Origin of the sequence: Synechococcus sp. F70.1 (genome assembly GCF_047502745.1) — a bacterium.
Lineage (GTDB): Bacteria > Cyanobacteriota > Cyanobacteriia > Thermostichales > Thermostichaceae > Thermostichus.
In genome coordinates, this window is the sequence record NZ_JANSJL010000101.1 from 61,403 (window position 1) to 76,593 (window position 15,191).

At 56.8% G+C, this 15,191-nt stretch carries 15 protein-coding genes; 6 read left to right on the forward strand and 9 right to left on the reverse strand.

Translation table 11 applies throughout. From position 1 onward, the window contains the following. Positions 1-1,178 (reverse strand): radical SAM family heme chaperone HemW (hemW, locus tag NW860_RS10145; RefSeq protein ID WP_414513987.1); only part of this gene is annotated, 1,178 nt, incomplete at its 3' end. 36 nt (positions 1,179-1,214) lie between these two features. Between hemW and hisH the strand changes: the two genes are divergently transcribed. Both hisH and NW860_RS10155 read left to right on the forward strand, forming a co-directional pair. Next, positions 1,215-1,859, forward strand: coding sequence for an imidazole glycerol phosphate synthase subunit HisH (hisH, locus tag NW860_RS10150; protein ID WP_414396764.1), 645 nt, complete (start codon positions 1,215-1,217; stop codon positions 1,857-1,859). 22 nt (positions 1,860-1,881) lie between these two features. After that, entirely contained in the window at positions 1,882-2,343 is a 462-nt protein-coding gene (locus tag NW860_RS10155; RefSeq protein ID WP_414396766.1) for an EVE domain-containing protein, read from the forward strand. 69 nt (positions 2,344-2,412) lie between these two features. Here NW860_RS10155 and surE read toward each other — a convergent pair whose 3' ends face one another. Next, positions 2,413-3,192, reverse strand: coding sequence for a 5'/3'-nucleotidase SurE (surE, locus tag NW860_RS10160; protein WP_414405038.1), 780 nt, complete (start codon positions 3,190-3,192; stop codon positions 2,413-2,415). Between the two features lie 324 nt (positions 3,193-3,516). On the opposite strand from surE, the gene NW860_RS10165 reads away from it, so the two are divergent. Both NW860_RS10165 and NW860_RS10170 read left to right on the forward strand, forming a co-directional pair. Further along, positions 3,517-4,182, forward strand: a complete 666-nt coding sequence (locus tag NW860_RS10165) for a Crp/Fnr family transcriptional regulator (protein ID WP_414411999.1) — start codon at positions 3,517-3,519, stop codon at positions 4,180-4,182. A gap of 3 nt (positions 4,183-4,185) precedes the next feature. Beyond that, positions 4,186-5,055 (forward strand): alpha/beta fold hydrolase, encoded by an 870-nt coding sequence (locus NW860_RS10170; RefSeq protein WP_414513990.1) that lies wholly within the window; start codon positions 4,186-4,188, stop codon positions 5,053-5,055. Here the strand turns inward: NW860_RS10170 and NW860_RS10175 are convergent. Further along, positions 4,995-5,594, reverse strand: coding sequence for a Ycf51 family protein (locus tag NW860_RS10175; protein ID WP_414513992.1), 600 nt, complete (start codon positions 5,592-5,594; stop codon positions 4,995-4,997). The genes NW860_RS10170 and NW860_RS10175 overlap by 61 nt on opposite strands. A gap of 344 nt (positions 5,595-5,938) precedes the next feature. On the opposite strand from NW860_RS10175, the gene NW860_RS10180 reads away from it, so the two are divergent. Continuing rightward, positions 5,939-7,021, forward strand: a complete 1,083-nt coding sequence (locus tag NW860_RS10180; RefSeq protein WP_414513994.1) for a dynamin family protein — start codon at positions 5,939-5,941, stop codon at positions 7,019-7,021. A gap of 113 nt (positions 7,022-7,134) precedes the next feature. Next, positions 7,135-7,512 carry a hypothetical protein gene (locus NW860_RS10185; protein WP_414513996.1) on the forward strand — a complete coding sequence of 126 codons (378 nt, stop codon included), beginning with the start codon at positions 7,135-7,137 and terminating at the stop codon, positions 7,510-7,512. Positions 7,513-7,517: 5 nt separating this feature from the next. Here NW860_RS10185 and NW860_RS10190 read toward each other — a convergent pair whose 3' ends face one another. From NW860_RS10190 to NW860_RS10215, 6 genes are all read right to left on the reverse strand, one after another. After that, positions 7,518-8,642 carry an FtsW/RodA/SpoVE family cell cycle protein gene (locus NW860_RS10190; protein ID WP_414513998.1) on the reverse strand — a complete coding sequence of 375 codons (1,125 nt, stop codon included), beginning with the start codon at positions 8,640-8,642 and terminating at the stop codon, positions 7,518-7,520. Continuing rightward, on the reverse strand, positions 8,587-9,996 hold the full coding sequence (gene murD / locus NW860_RS10195) for a UDP-N-acetylmuramoyl-L-alanine--D-glutamate ligase (protein WP_414514000.1): 1,410 nt from the start codon (positions 9,994-9,996) through the stop codon (positions 8,587-8,589). Before murD ends, NW860_RS10190 begins: the two co-directional genes overlap by 56 nt. A gap of 76 nt (positions 9,997-10,072) precedes the next feature. Further along, complete coding sequence (locus NW860_RS10200) at positions 10,073-10,654, reverse strand: type 1 glutamine amidotransferase (protein WP_414514002.1); 582 nt, start codon at positions 10,652-10,654, stop codon at positions 10,073-10,075. Positions 10,655-10,847: 193 nt separating this feature from the next. Then, complete coding sequence (locus NW860_RS10205; protein WP_414514004.1) at positions 10,848-12,749, reverse strand: ATP-binding protein; 1,902 nt, start codon at positions 12,747-12,749, stop codon at positions 10,848-10,850. Beyond that, on the reverse strand, positions 12,721-13,869 hold the full coding sequence (locus tag NW860_RS10210) for a DNA double-strand break repair nuclease NurA (protein WP_414514006.1): 1,149 nt from the start codon (positions 13,867-13,869) through the stop codon (positions 12,721-12,723). Before NW860_RS10210 ends, NW860_RS10205 begins: the two co-directional genes overlap by 29 nt. Before the next feature lie 17 nt (positions 13,870-13,886). Continuing rightward, positions 13,887-15,023 carry a Druantia anti-phage system protein DruA gene (locus NW860_RS10215; protein WP_414405050.1) on the reverse strand — a complete coding sequence of 379 codons (1,137 nt, stop codon included), beginning with the start codon at positions 15,021-15,023 and terminating at the stop codon, positions 13,887-13,889. Between the last annotated feature and the right edge of the window lie 168 nt (positions 15,024-15,191).

The following is a 15,191-nucleotide window of genomic DNA, read 5'->3' on the forward strand; positions in this document are numbered from 1 at the left end:
TCAATAATCTCGTTGGAAAACAGCCAGCCCTCGGGCGGGACTAGCCGTAGCCGTCCCCCTTCGCAACTGGCCCAACCTTTTTCAAAGTAGGGATCCAGCCTCTGCAGAGCCTGCTCTACCCTCCTGCTGCCAAAGCGCTCCTGTAAAGTTGCCAAATCCAGCCCTTCCTGGAGGCGCAGCCCCAACATCACCGTATCCATCCAGGTTTCTTCTAGAGAAGCTGGCGGCGGGAGGGGGTGAACTTGGGCTTTGACCTGTTCAAAATACTTGTGGAGAGTCCTCGGCTGGTGAATGCGCCGCCCCCCTTCGTAGCCGACAGATCCCATGCCAAAGCCAAAGTAGGGGCGATTTTCCCAGTACACCCGGTTGTGGCGACAGGCATACCCAGGGCGGGCAAAATTGGAGATCTCGTAGTGGATATAGCCTGCCTGGGTGAGGAGACGCCGGGCCATCAAGTACATTTCAACGGTCGCCTCTTCGCTGGGCAGGGGCGCCTCCCCCGGCCGGTACAGCCGGCCAAAGCGAGTTTCGGGCTCGAGGGTGAGATCGTAAACGGAGACGTGGGCCGGGTTGATTTCAAGAACAGCTTGCAGGGACTCCTGCCAATGTTCCAAAGTTTGGTAGGGCAGCCCGAAGATCAAGTCCAGGTTGAAGTTCTCAAAGCCCACCGCCTTCAAGTCGGCCACAGCTTCATAAATTGCTTCCACTCCGTGTAGGCGACCGCAGGCGGCCAGCAGCTCTGCCTGAAACGCCTGGGCTCCCAAGCTAATGCGGTTGACCCCCAGGTCCCGGTAGCCCGCCAACTGCTCCCGCGTCAAGGTGCCGGGGTTGGCCTCAAGCGAAATCTCGCAGTCGGGATGAAACGGGATCCGCTCCCTAAGTTGAGCCAAGATCCGGCCCAATTGCTCCACCGTCAGCAGGGAGGGAGTGCCGCCGCCGAAAAAAATGCTGGTCAAGGGTTGGGGATCCCCGGCCAAATGGCGGTAGCGATAGGCGCCACCGATCTCCTGGCAGAGCCTCTGCACATAGGTTTCTATGAGCTCGCGGGTGCCCAGGCCAGTGGCAAAATCGCAGTAGTGGCAGCGCTGCCGACAGAAGGGGATGTGCAGGTAGGCAGCCTTCGGCCAGCCAAGCTGAGCGGAGGGGGTCAGCTCTTCCGTAGGTGCTGCGACTGCCATAGAACCACTCTACTGATAGGCCCTTGATAAGGATCCATGAAAGCCGTGCGCCTGGCGGTGATCGACTATGATGCCGGCAACTTGCATTCAGCTTGCAAAGGGCTGGAGCGGGCCGGGGCCGAGGTGCAGCTAGTAACAGAGCCGGACGGCCTAGAGGCTTTTGATGGCGTCGTCCTGCCGGGAGATGGGGCTTTCGACCCAGCCATGCAGCAGTTGCGGGCGCGGGGCTTTGTGGAAGCCCTCCGAGCGGCAGTGGAGCGGCAGCAGCCCTTCCTGGGCATCTGCCTTGGGCTGCAGGTTTTGTTTGAAAGCAGCGAAGAGGGAAACGAGCCAGGGCTGGGCATCGTGCCAGGACGGGTGCAACGCTTTCGACCAGAGCCAGGCCTGCGCATCCCCCACATGGGCTGGAACCAGTTGCACCTCACCCAGCCCCAGTCTCCCCTTTGGGCAGGGATCCCTGACCAAGCCTGGGTCTATTTTGTTCACTCCTACCACGCGGTGCCCCACGACCCAAGCTGGGTGGCCGCCACCACTCAGCACGGCAGCCAAACCTGTGTGGCCGCCATTGCCCGCGGCGCTGTGTTGGCCACCCAGTTTCACCCGGAAAAGTCCGGCCCGGTTGGTTTGAAGATCTTGCAAAACTTCGTGGACTTTGTGGCCGGATCCCTGGCCCGCACCTAGACCTCGGCTTTTCCCAAGCCCTATGAACTACTGGCTGATGAAATCGGAGCCCAGCGTCTACAGCATCTGGGATCTGCAGCGGGAGGGCCAAACTCTCTGGGACGGCGTGCGCAACTACCAAGCCCGCAACTACCTGAAGGCTATGCAGCCTGGGGATCGCGCCTTTTTCTACCACTCCAACGCCAACCCTCCCGGCATAGCCGGCTTAATGGAGATCGTGGAAACCCAGGTGGTGGATCCCAGCCAGTTTGATCCCACCAGCCCCTACTACGATCCCAAGTCAACCCCTGCAGCTCCCCGCTGGTACACGGTGCGAGTGCAATTCGTTGCTGCCTTTGAGCGCTTGATCCCTTTGGCCCAGTTGCGGGCCACTTTTACCCCTGCAGAGCTAGAGGTGGTGCGGCGGGGCACGCGACTGTCGGTGATGCCCGTTCCCCAGGTCGTGGCAGAACGGCTGCTGGAACTGACAGCCTTTTCCCCCTAGTCCTACGAGGCTAGGGCGAGCCAGCTAGAGGCCTCTTGGCCCCTGGCAAGGGGATCGACTGCCAAAGCTTCAAGAGCCAAAGGTTGAGAGTCCCCAGCGCTGCAGGCTGTCGAAAGCTGCGTAGGCCGTCAGATCTGGCTGCAGGGGCGTAATCGACACATAGCCCTCGGCAACTGCCCGCACATCAGAGCAGGGATCCACCTCCTCTTCCACCACCTCTCCTGCCAGCCAGTAGTAAGCCTTGCCGCGGGGGTCTACTCGTTTCTCGTAGAGATCTGTGTACTTGCGCCAGGCCAGGCGGGCCAAGACCATGCCGCGTATTTCAGCTAGCCCCAGCGGCGGCACGTTGACGTTCAACAACATTGGCTTCTCTAGGGGCTTCAGGCTCAGCTTCTCCAGCAGGGTCAGCACCACCTGGGCCGCCGGCTGAAAATCCTGGTGGGTAAAGCTGGCCAGGCTCACTGCCAGGCTGGGGATCCCTTCCAACAGCCCTTCCATGGCCGCTGAGACAGTGCCCGAGTAGAGCACATCGGTGCCCAAGTTGGCCCCCTGGTTGATGCCGGAAATCACCCAGTCGGGAGGATGCTGCAGCAGGCCATCCAAACCCAGCTTGACGCAGTCCGAAGGGGTGCCTGAACAGGCCCAAGCTTGCACCTCTGGCGGAAACCCCTCCCGCACCGGCTCCAGCCTTAGAGGTTTGTGCAAGGTTAGGGCATGGCCCGTGGCCGAGCGCTCCCGATCTGGACAGACCACCGTTACCTGGTGCCCGCCTATCTGAGCCAGCGCTGCCGCCAAACACCGCACCCCGGCCGCTTGGATGCCGTCATCGTTGCTGACGAGAATGTTCATCAGTGCCACCCCTCACCCATCCCTGGCCATCCTTCCCTTCGACCAAGCTCGGCTGCCTCCATGATGCCCTCTGCTGCCAAGCCTACAGCCGTCCGGAAGCCAAGACAAAGCCTGAGAAGCGCAGTCTAGCATGTTATCATTGAGTGTAGTCTTACGAACAATATCCGTAGAGGTACGGTGTCGTTCAGTAAATTTTGAGGGTCATTATGAAGCTAAGGTAAAGCTAGTCTTCTTCCTCTTGTGGGGGCTGCCAATGGCGTCTTTGGTGGAGGGAAGAGCCCGATGTAGCCCCTGAGGTTGCTCAATCGACAGGAAGTCTATCCCATGTCCCTAGTTTCCATTGCATCGGCAACAGAAGCTCAGGAGTGGCGAGAACTCTGCCAGTGGGCTGAGGAGCACTACCGCTCTCGCACCTTTCCCAAAGATGTGCGCATCCCCACCCGTCCGGGACTGGTGTATATCCCCCAGGAGGGGGTGGTGCGCCTGGTCAGCCAAACGCCAGAGCGGCGGGAAGTTTTTGTTGGGTTTATCACACCTGGCGTGCCCTTTGAGGTGAGCCACCCAGAGCGCTTTGAGCTAAAAGCCTGTACCCACGTCGATCGCACCACGGTGATGTGGTTTTACTGGAAGGATTTAGAACAGTGGCCCTATCTCCACCAGAAGATTCAGGAAAGCTTCCGCCAGCAACTGCAGCGCAAGTTGCTCTGGCTAGGCAACCTGGGCCAGCGTCGAGCCATTGACCGCCTCAGGGGCTTCCTGAACCTGTTGATCGAGGAGTACGGCCAGCCCTGCGACCAGGGGATGTACCTCCCCTGGACTCTAACCCACGCCCAGATTGGGGATGCCATTGGCGCTACCCGCGTGACGGTAACCCGCCTGCTGGGATCCCTGCGCTCGAAGGGGTTTGTGCAGATCCTGGATCAGAACCTGATCTGCATTCCCAATGGGGTGAAGCTGCAGCCGACGCCAAAAAAGGTGGCCAGCGCCTAAGCTATGGGCCTTCAGCTCTACTACCGGGCCTGGGGAGAAGGGATCCCTTCCCTGCCCATCTTGCTGCTCCACGGCCATCCCGGCAATGCCGACTGCATGGAAGTTTTTGCCGAGGCGGTGGCGGAGATGCACCCCTGTGTGGCCCCAGATCTGCGCGGCTACGGGCGTTCGCAAGTACGGGATCCCTTTGAGATGTCGGCCCACTTGGAGGACTTGCAGGAGCTGCTGGATCGCCTGGGCTGGCAGGAGTGTCTGCTACTGGGCTGGTCTTTGGGCGGGATCCTAGCCCTAGAGTTGGCTTTGCGCCTACCCCAGCGGGTCAAAGGCTTGATCCTAGTAGCCAGCGCTGCCTGTCCCCGCAGCAACCATCCCCCTACCGATTTTTGGGATCAGCTCAACACCGGCATTGCTTCGCTGCTCAACTGGCTTTGGCCCGGCTGGAGTTGGAACATCAACACCTTTGGCCGCCGCTCTCTCTACCGCTACCTAGTCCAGAGACATACCCCGAGAACCTATCGCTACCTGGCCCAGGCAGCTTTGCCGGCTTACCTGCATACCTCTCCTCAGGCTCGCCAAGCCCTACGCGCTGCCCTTCGACAGGGCTACAACCGCGAGGGAGAGCTGCACCGCCTGCACCTACCGGTTTTGATTCTGGCTGCGGAGCAGGATTGCCACATCACTGTTGCCAGCAGCCTAGCTACGGCCCGCCTTCTCCCTCAGTGCACCTGCATTGTCTATCCCAACGTGGCCCACCTCTTTCCCTGGGAGATCCCTGAGCAAGTAGGGCAAGATCTGCGCCGCTGGCTGAGGGCTCAGGACTGGGCCAGGGGAGGCTCTTGCAAAGTCCCCTCAGAGGGCGGGGCGGCCTCCTGAGCTTGGGCTAACCTACGCAGCCGAGCAAAGGCCTCTTCCTCCAGGTGGATTTGCTGCTGCTGTTGTTCTTCCGGGGTGCGCAGGCGTTTCCCCAAAGGCTGTTGCAGCGTGCCCAAAAGTAAGGGCTCGGAGACTCCCGGCTCGGGGTGGATGACAGTGCGGGCCTGCAGGGTAAACACTGGCGAGCCGGTAGAGAAGCGACCTGGGGAGGCCAGATCGCTAGCTGCCTGCTTCAGCGTAAGGATCAGTTGCTCCGGGGTGATATCTGGGCTAACGGCAATGACCGCCCGCTCCGCCCCTTGGTCATAGACAGTGGTGTAAGGAGCAGCCCCGGGGATGCGGGAGCGGAAAATGGGCCCTAGGCTCAGGGCAAAACAGCCTGCCGTTAGAACCAAGGTAAAGGCTGTGTAGCCCACTAGCGAAAACTTCCAAGGCCAGTTGCGTATCCAGGCCAGCAGCGTTAGCAGCGCCAGGAAGACCGCTACTCCCAGCCCCACCTGGCTGGCAGAGGCGAAGAAAGATTGCAAAGAGCCATCCATCATTTGCAAACTACCTCTTGTTGACCCCAGAACTGCCGGCGGCTATGTGCATTTTAGAGCCATTTCTTTATGCTACTAAATCAGCATTGCTGGCAAGAAGGACGCTGAAAAATGCGAAGAAAACGAACCACGGTACTAGCGAAAGGACTATAATGACTATAATGCCGGCGAAGCGGCTTGAGAGCTGTCGGCATGTCATCTTCAACTCTATCTGAAGGAGCGCATCACAGGCTTGATTCTACGATCCCTCGGTAGCCCTGCGGATCGCAAGAGAGTCACTGTTCACCCTTGGCAACCTCGCTGCCGGGATCCTCAGCGAATACCACGACGTCACTAGCAGCTCTGTGCTGCTGGAGAAGCTGCAGGCCTTTCGGGTTGTCTACGAAGAGGCTGTTGCCCGCCTACAGAAGCCCTCCTTCCGGATTGCCACCATTGGCACCACCTCTTCGGGTAAATCCACTATTGTGAACGCCCTCATTGGCCGGAAAATCGTGCCTATTGAGGCCCAGGAGATGAGTGCCGGGATCCTGCGGATTAGGCACGGCGAGCGGAGCAAGCTAGTTATCCACAATACCGAAGGAGCCACCTGGGAATGCGGCACGTGGGAAGACCTAAGGGACGAAGAAATCTACAGCCGGCTCAAGCTGACGATGGAGGCCTACCACCAAGAGCGGCGAAAGAAGAGGAAGAAGAGGGATGAAGCGGAGGTGGGCATCCCTCAGGTAGACGTTGAGTGTCCGCTGCTGCCGGTCAGAAATCCTTTTCTGTTAGGCCTGCCTGAGGGCTTACAGGTCGAGATTTATGACTTGCCTGGCCTAAACTCAATTCAAGATAGAACAAGCCTTAGGATTATCCAAGAGCATGTCAGCAAGTGCTTTAGCTTTGTTGCACTGGATTACTCTCAGACAGATTGGCAAGGACGGGAAACTCTCTTGAGAGAGCTAAAGGATGTCGTAGAGTTTCTCAGAGGTCAAACCAGTTTGACGGTCTTCTTGCTCAACAGGGTTGACATGCGGAATCAAACCGACAACCCCCTAGAGCAAAGGATCGAGGAGCTGAGGGAGGAAATTCAGGAGATTCTGGCTCTTCCAGAGCCACCTTGCATCGTTCCTCTTTCTGCTATTGCACTCTTTTATGCCCAATGTGCCTGGGGAGCTAACTCTTCTGAAGCGTCGGATGTAGATCCCAGTACCAGGCGGTGGATGGTCAGCTCTCTTTTTAAAGACTGCTATAGCTTTATTAAGGCCTCTACGAGAGGTGATAAGGAGCTGAGGTCGTGGCTACTTAACCTCGAGAACAGCATCGAGGAAGGACAGGAAATATCCGAATTTTTTTCTCTGACCAAGCCCATCAGATCCCTGTTGAGCGCCAGGCCCACTGCCTATTGCTCAGCGATATTGCTCTCAAGGGTTGGGCAGTTTCCCTAGCGGCGGAATCCCAGCTTCTGCTTAAACATGGGTACCTTCAAGATGCTGTTGATGTCCTAAACTTCGAGGTCCCTCGTTTCCGGGAACTGAGCGAAAGGTGGTGTGCAGCTCTCTTGCCAGCAGATCGGCCTCAGCTCCGGACGGCCTATACGTACAAGGCTCCTGGCTTCGCTGGCCGCATCTCTAGCGAACGCATCCAGCGCATTGCTCGTCTTTCCCCATTTGATCGAGGGCTTACGCCAGAGCAGGTCTTTCTCAGAGAAAAGAATCTTTCCGTCGAGTTTCAGATGACCTATTTCCAGGAGCTGGACAAGTCTTGGCACCTTTCCCAAGCTGCTTTAGCCGAATACCTAGATACCCTCAGCGAGCTCACCGAGCGCCTTGAAGGTCTCCAGTCTTTTGCTCGCCTCTGTCGAGAGCTTAACCAAGCGGATCCGTACCGATTGATCCCATCTGAACCCAAAAGTCTCTATCTACTGGCTGCCGAGTAAAACGGTCAGCCGACCTCGCGGGCAGCGCGCACCAGCAGTCCCGCCATGATCAGCGCCGAGAGAATCGAGCTACCCCCGTAGCTCACTAGAGGCAGGGGCACCCCTGTAGTTGGCAGCATCCCGCTCACCACGCCGATGTTGAGCAAGGCCTGGCCCACCAGGAACATCAGGCAGCCACAGGCCACTAGACGAGTGGGCAGATCTGGGCAGCGCCACATGACTCGCAAGCTCACCCAGGTATAGGAGCCCAACAGCACCAGGAAGAAGAGGGATCCCACTAGGCCAAACTCCTCCGCATAGACCGCAAAGATGAAGTCCGTGTACTGGATGGGCAAGTAGAACAGCTTTTGTTGAGAAAGACCGTAGCCTTTGCCCCACCACCCCCCTGAGCCAATAGCCAAGAGGCTTTGCACCAACTGGTAGCCATCTCCTCGGGCATTGCCCCAGGGATCCAAAAAAGCCAGGATGCGCCGCCGTTGGTAGTCTTTGCTGAGGATGCTCACCACTGCTGCTAGCGTCCCCAGGCCTGCCGTAGCCAAAAGGGCGAAGAGGGGGACCCCAGCCGTCCAGGCCATAACCCAGAGAGTAAGACTGCAAATGGCCGTGGTGCCCAAGTTGGGCTGGGTGAGGATCCCCAGCAGCCCCAAAGCAAAGAGCCCAACCCAGACTCTACGAAACCAGCGGGGATGCTCGAACCAACGGCCAAACACCCAAGCTCCCTGGAGCACCAGCAGGGGCTTGAGCAGTTCCGAAGGCTGGATGACAGGGATCACCTTCAAATCCAGCCAGCGACTGGCATCCAGGCGGGAAACCCCTAGCCCCGGCACCTGGGTAGCCCAGACCAAGCCAATGCCCAGCAGGCAGAGGATCCCGGCCCAGGGGAACCAGCGCTGCAAGGGGATACGCACCAAGAGGGTGAAGCAGGCCAGCCCCAGCCCCGCCCAAAGCAACTGGCGCTTAAAAAAGTAGAGGCCATCGCCGGTAGTCTGCTGCGCCACCGGGTAGGAGGCCGAAAACAATACCGCCAGCCCTATCCCCAGCCAGACCAGCGTCAGCCAACGCAGCCAGCGCGCTTCAGCGTTCCAGGAATCCCACCAGGGCTTGGCAGCAGGCGCGGAAGTGGTGGCCACGGTGCTCGAAGCTGGGGTACTGGTCGAAGCTGGCACAAGCAGGCGACAGTAAAACGGTGATGGGCTGAGCTGGATTGGCTAGAGCTTGCGCTAGGGAGCAGGCGGCTGCAAAGGCCCTTTCCACCGCCACATCTAGGGTCGGCAGGATCTCGACGTCAGTATAGCGGATTTCCTGAAGAGCCTTGGCCAGCTTAGGAGCGGCCTCCCCAATGAGCAACACGCGGGCCACCTTGGCCTGAATAAGCTGCAGCCAGGCCGAGGGATCCCCCTGTTTGGCCCTTCCACCGGCAATGAGGATAATGGGCGGGGAGAGGGCGTTGAGCGCTACCCAGCCGGCCTCGTAGTTGGTGGCCTTGCTGTCGTTGACAAAGCGGATGGGGGTAGATCCCACCTGGATTTGGGCCACCCGTTCCAGCCGATGGGGCATACCGGCAAAAGAGCGGATGGCGGCTTGAACGGCAGCGTTGGGGATCCCGGCTAGATGAGCAGCCGCTGCTGCCAAGAGCAAGTTTTGCAAGTTGTGTGAGCCAGGGCAGCGCTCAGCAAAGTCCTCCAGCTCCGCCACCGCTTCCCCCTGGATGTACAGCGTGCTCCCTCGCAGGAAGACATCCGCTTGTGGATCCTGCAGCGAAACCCAGTAGGTATTTTCCCAGTCTCGCCGCCGGCGAAAGAGGTAGGGGTCCTCACCGTTGACCACCCGCCACTGGGCCCGCTCCAGTAGCCGCGCCTTAAAGCTGGCATAGCGCTCCAGCGTGCCGTGCCGCTCTAGGTGATCTGGGGTGAAAGTTGTCCACACCCCAATGCGGGGTGGGCCTCCGGGGGAGCTCTTCATCAGGCGGCTGCTGGCCTCTAGTTGGTAGCTGCTCAGCTCTGCCACGATCCAATCTGGCCGACGCTGCCCTTGCCAAGTCTCCAGAGCCACTTGGGACAGGGGCAAGCCAATGTTGCCGCAAGGGATCCCTTCTAGCCCTGCTGCCTTGAACATCTCCGCCACTAGGGCCGTGGTGGTGCTTTTGCCGTTGGTGCCCGTGATGCCCACCCAAGGCAGATGCTCTAGGAACTGCCAGGCCAGCTCTGCCTCTCCCAGCACCTCGATCCCTTGCCGACGTGCCTCTTGCAGCAGCGGGTGATCCCAGGCAATGCCGGGGCTAACCACCACTTGCTCCACCCCTGGCAGCAGTTGAAAAGGCTGGCCCAGCTGGACAGAGATCCCCTCTCGTTCCAGATCCGCCTGCCGTTGCCGCAAGATCTCCGAGTCCTGCTCGTCCCAGACCCAAACCTCTTTTCCTTGCGCTCGCAGCAGCCGTGCAGCCGACCGACCTGCGATCCCCAGCCCTAGAACTTGATGGCCCACGTCTAGTTCCTTGGCAACTTGGGCTTGCAGATCCGCATTTTACAAATCTAGCCGCCCTCTAGAGCGTGGCACTGGGCTAGGGATTGCAACGACAGAGAAAGGAGAGGACCTCGCCCATTAGACAGTTTATGGCTTGGTACTTCTCAGGGGAGGCTGAGAGGATTTCTGCCTCTGACTGCACATAGGTAGATGGCAATAGTTCGTCGCAGCAGTTGGAGACAAGCCCTTGCACCAGTTCTGGCGTGGTTTCCAAGTGAAACTGGAGGCCGATCACTGAGCGTCCAAGCTGAAAGGCCTGATTCTCACAGCCTTCGCTTTTGGCAAGGTGAATTGCACCGGGCGGCAGCTCGAAAGTTTCCCCGTGCCAGTGAAAAACCTCAATCAAAGGCGGGAAGCGAAAGGCCAGCTCGTTAGCCGGTTGGATCCCTTGCACCGGCCACCAGCCTATTTCCTTGACAGGATTGGGAAACACCCGAGCCCCCATTGCGCTGGCAATCAGTTGCGCCCCCAGACAGATGCCCAAAATGGATTTGCCGGCCCCGATGGCCTTGCGGATAAACTCTTTCTCCTGACCTAGCCAAGGAAACGTGCTTTCGTCATTGGCACTCATAGGGCCACCCATGACGATGAGCATGTCAAATTCATCCAGGCTCGGCAATCTCGTCGATTCAAAAAACTTTGTGCCTGTTACAGGGTATCCCTTGGCTCTAAGCCAAGACTCTATGTAGCCAAGACCCTCAAACGGCACATGTTGTAGGTAGTGAGCGCGCATCTCAGCTTCAAGACTAACCTCCCGGCCTAGCATAGCCCCCGTGGCTTGCCAGGCTGCCTCGCTGTCACTGCTTCTAGAATCAGGCAGTCACGTTTCCGGGGGCTGGGTTTCTTAGTGTACTTGGAGGTAGTTGATGGATCCCCTTAAAGTTGGCCCTTAAAAACTCGTCGGCATTGCTAAAAGCGTTGAAGAACAACGGTGTACCCGCAAACGAGAGAGGAGAAACTGGGCCAATGGTCATAAATGAGTACTCTCGGCTTTCAGTGTCAAAGGACGAGCGTGGGTCACGGAATAGCTGATAGAGATCAAGGGCTTTGCTACGCCCACCTACTAGCTCACTCAATGTCTTGAATTCAGCTCCCATACCTAGACCAAAACCAAAGAAAAAGATGCGCAATTGCTCCAGAATTTCGCGGTGCAGACTGGATAGGGTCTGGCTAATGAATAGCCAGCCTACTCCGTACTTACGAGTGGTGCGTGCCGCATCAATCAAGATGCCCCGTACAGCTTTCTTCTCTTCACTCTCAGGTTCTTCACGGGGTGCAAGGCGGTGAGCTTCATCTATCAGCACCAGTGTGTTGAGACCTTGGCTTTGCCGATAGGCATATTCTGCCGCTGTGCGAATACCTTCCAATAGCCGTTTGATCACCAGCGCTTGTATCGTCTCATTCCAGAACAAGGGAGTACTTTGCAGCTGGGATTGATCTCCACCAAAAAGGGGGAGTGTATTCCAACTCGCAGCAGTTTGAGTTGCCTGTTCTATAGACAAGTCTATCACGACGAGAGGCCGTTGATTTCGATCAGAGTTAAACAGGCTGGCCAACAGCTGCTCTACTTTCTGTGCTCCTGATCGATTTTCACGAAACAGTTGCGTAACAGGAAGCCAAATTGTCTGATATAGGTCATTCTGATTGGCACCAGCCATCTGCTGACGGACTCGTTCCCTAGCCTCCTTCGAACCATAAAATCGCACCTGAATACGCTCTTCCTGCAAATATCCCCACGCTTTATCGAAACTCTCACGTTTGTGTAACTCGGCAAGATGTACACTGTCTTTCTGCAACTGCTCACTTATGGCCTCTGCGGCCTGACGCTGGTTTTCGACTGCTTTAACGCCAAGCCGCTGAAAGAATCCTGACTCCAAGAGGATCTGTTCAAACAAGTTCCACCGGTCCAGCACCAAATTCCTCACGCTATGCACATTGGTCGGCTTTCCAAGCCTGTCCAGGACTTCTTTCATTCGCAACTGGAATGCGCCTGGAACTGCCTCACCTCTCGCCTCTTTAGCAAATTCACCCTGCGGATCAATGACCAGGAGTGCCATCCCGGGATAGCGGGCATAGGCCAGCAGGATCATCTTAGCCAGCACCGACTTTCCAGAACCGGTTTTGCCAAAAATGCCCAGATGGTAGGCTTCGCCAGCACCCTGGGGACCAGTGTCGAAATGTTTGAACCAAAGGGGCAAAAGCGGTTTTGAGCCATAGACATGCCCCAGGTAGAAAAGCTGGTCACGATAGGGCGAGAGCAATTCGGATAAAACGGCATCATTGACAAGATGAATGGGCGTGCCTGTAGCCGGGACAGTGCCCAGGATACTGGGACGGTAGCCATTGGATTCAGCAGAGAAGACGGCGCTGATCGTCATCTCCCCTGTATGGGTATCCTGGCGTTCGCTGACTGTATCCACCCGCCCACGCTGACGAATCAGGCTGCGCATGGTGGGGTCTTCGTGCCAGACATTGCGCAGTTTCACCTCAGTAATCTGTCCCAAAGCATAATGAGAAAGCCCATCCTGGTAATAGCGAAACAGGGCCAGTTCCCCCACAAGCTTCTTGCTGACGGCTCCGGCCAAGATGTCCAGCGCCAATTCACTGGTAGAGGATGGTGACCCCACCACGCCAATCCGTTCCGCTGCATCCACAAGCTGATCAAGATTATTCGTTGGCATAGGATCAGACTCCTGACTCGGTGCGATAACCATGCAGGCCTAGAAAAACCTCACTAACGTCCCCCAAATACGTCTCAGCGATATGCTGGCTGGTAACCTGCCGAAACGTAGGGATGGCCTTGGGCAAGTGCTTGACCATACGATCCGCCATGTAGAGGGGGTAGGGCTCCATGACCGCCGGTGTACCGCATTGATGACGAATGCCATGGAGCACTGTGGCCAGGCGCGCCCGATTTTCAGATACCGTCGGGTTCATCTCCACTCGAAGAGCGGGAAGCCAGGGATAAGGACGATAATAAACGACCCGGATTTCATCCAGTAGAGCAACAATCTCCCTTGTTACGCCTTCTGCTTCTTGCTTGAGATTAGATGCGAGTGGATCCAGATTCAAGTGCCAGGGTTGAGAAGGCTGTTGGAGAACCATAGGGCCTGTGTATTCACCCGGCTCCAGCACAAAACTTAGAAGTCCGCGATCGTCGTGGGTATCAGGCCAGCCCATTTTCTGGCCAATTTCCCGTCTTGTCGTATATTTGGGTATCGCTACCCAGCAACGGTCGCTTCGAGCTGAGGCCAATACTGTTCGGTAAGCTTCCAGGAACGAGAGCACGCCCCCAAGAAAGCGGGCCGTCGTATGCAAATGTAAAGCATCCTGACTCTTGTTCAGCGCCTGATTAAAGTAAATGAGAGGGGTCGTGAGAGAGCCATCTATAAAGACAACCTCGTGCGGCGCTTGTGCTGCCAGTTCTAACTCCATACCGATCATCAGAGCACGCAGGATGGTGCCCGTTTCGGCTTCGTGCGCCTCCGTCTCTATCCAAATTCGGTGGCGAGGTTCGGGCCAGTAGCGCGTTTCTGAAGGTGGCGTCAAGCCTTCGACAGCCACAGCAGCTGCTGCAATCAGGTCGCTGGCTAACAATCGCTCAACAGCATAGGAACCATCTACACCGCAGGTTGTTGGAACAGACGTATAGGGAACCTCGGCATCGCGATGAAGCAAGCCTGCTCTCTTGAGGCCCTCTCGCCATTCCTCGCGACGAGTGCGTACTTGCTCAAAATTATCCAGCAGTTTCTGACCAAGATCCGCTGTGCGTTTGAGAGCCTCATCAACTAAAGCAGCAGGAAGTTCACCAAAGGGACGCTCTCCAGATTCCATTACAAATTACTCCATCTTTACTCTGTGGCCTTATTCTGTTCCATCAGAAGTATATTCTTGATTTCCTCTTTGCGCCAAGCCCGCCATCCATCCACTCGCCCTGCTCGCGGCAGCAGCCAGCGCTCCCGCCACCAGGCGACCAGTTCCGAGAATGGCAAATTGCGATAGATTGGTTCAGTGTCACGGCCTTCCATGTATGCTTCCAGATTGTCCACCAGGCGAAACAGAAACACTTCCCGCTTTATGCCATGGTAGAGGAGCTGATCTGAAAGACCTAGCCGTCTGAGGGCTTTCACTATTATTTGCCATTTCCGCCTTGGCCCACTACCAAAGCCACCGCGAGTCGAAATGCCTTGGTTTTCTAAAAACTCTCGGAATAGTGGGTAAAGTTCCGCTAGGTGAAAAGCTCCGTATCCTTCGGTATAGCCAATAGACTTAGCTATAAGAATTCCTTTGTAACTCAGGCGGTTATACAGGCTACTTCTTCCAAAAGCACTTGTGGTTGTAAGTGCAACTAGGTGAGGTTTTAGGATGCGCTGTTCGATTTCAGTTACACGACCCAGGTATTTGTGCCAGTAGGCTTGTCGAACCTCATTTGACGCTGCTGCCAACGCTACCAGTTTTCCACCTAGGAGACGGTTATATGGTGGCACAGCACCCAAAGTTTGAATATCCATTGTCTGGTTAACCATCTCCGTTTTTTTGCTAGGGGGGTAGCAAAACAGACGATCGCGAGCTGGAAAACTAAGAGGCGGGGACTGCAGAGCTAACAGACCGATCAGCTTGTCATTAGCTTTGTCTATGATTAGAAACCGGGAGCGGCGCCCATATCCCTTGGAGAACGGGATAGACCAGAGTAGCCGAGCTATGCGAAAGAGGTCATGGTGCTGCTGTTTGGTAACCTCAACTAAAACCGGATCAATGCGCTCAGGTATAATCTCGTTACCATCTGCGAAGAAGGTGAGGTATTTAGGAAGATATTGGCGAAGCCAATCTTGCCGGTTAGCGATTTCTAACTGAAGAGCAGGCCTGTGTACCCGCCGCAAGCTCTCCTTACCAAGGACAGAAGGGCGTAGCTTACCTTCATCTGTTACTACGAACCCAGCTTCTTTAAGCTTAGTCAAAACAAGTTCTGCTAACTCCGCTTCACTCACCCTAGCCGATCCTCTTCTGCTTCAACAATCCTCTGCAGCCTTAACGTAGACAACGTACTGCGCTGCTCCCTTGCTAAGGGTAACGTGAAAGGCTCCCACAGAGTGATCAGATCCCTCTGCCCTTACAGAGGCTCAAAGGTTATTTCGAATTGTTACAGCCTTGCCTCC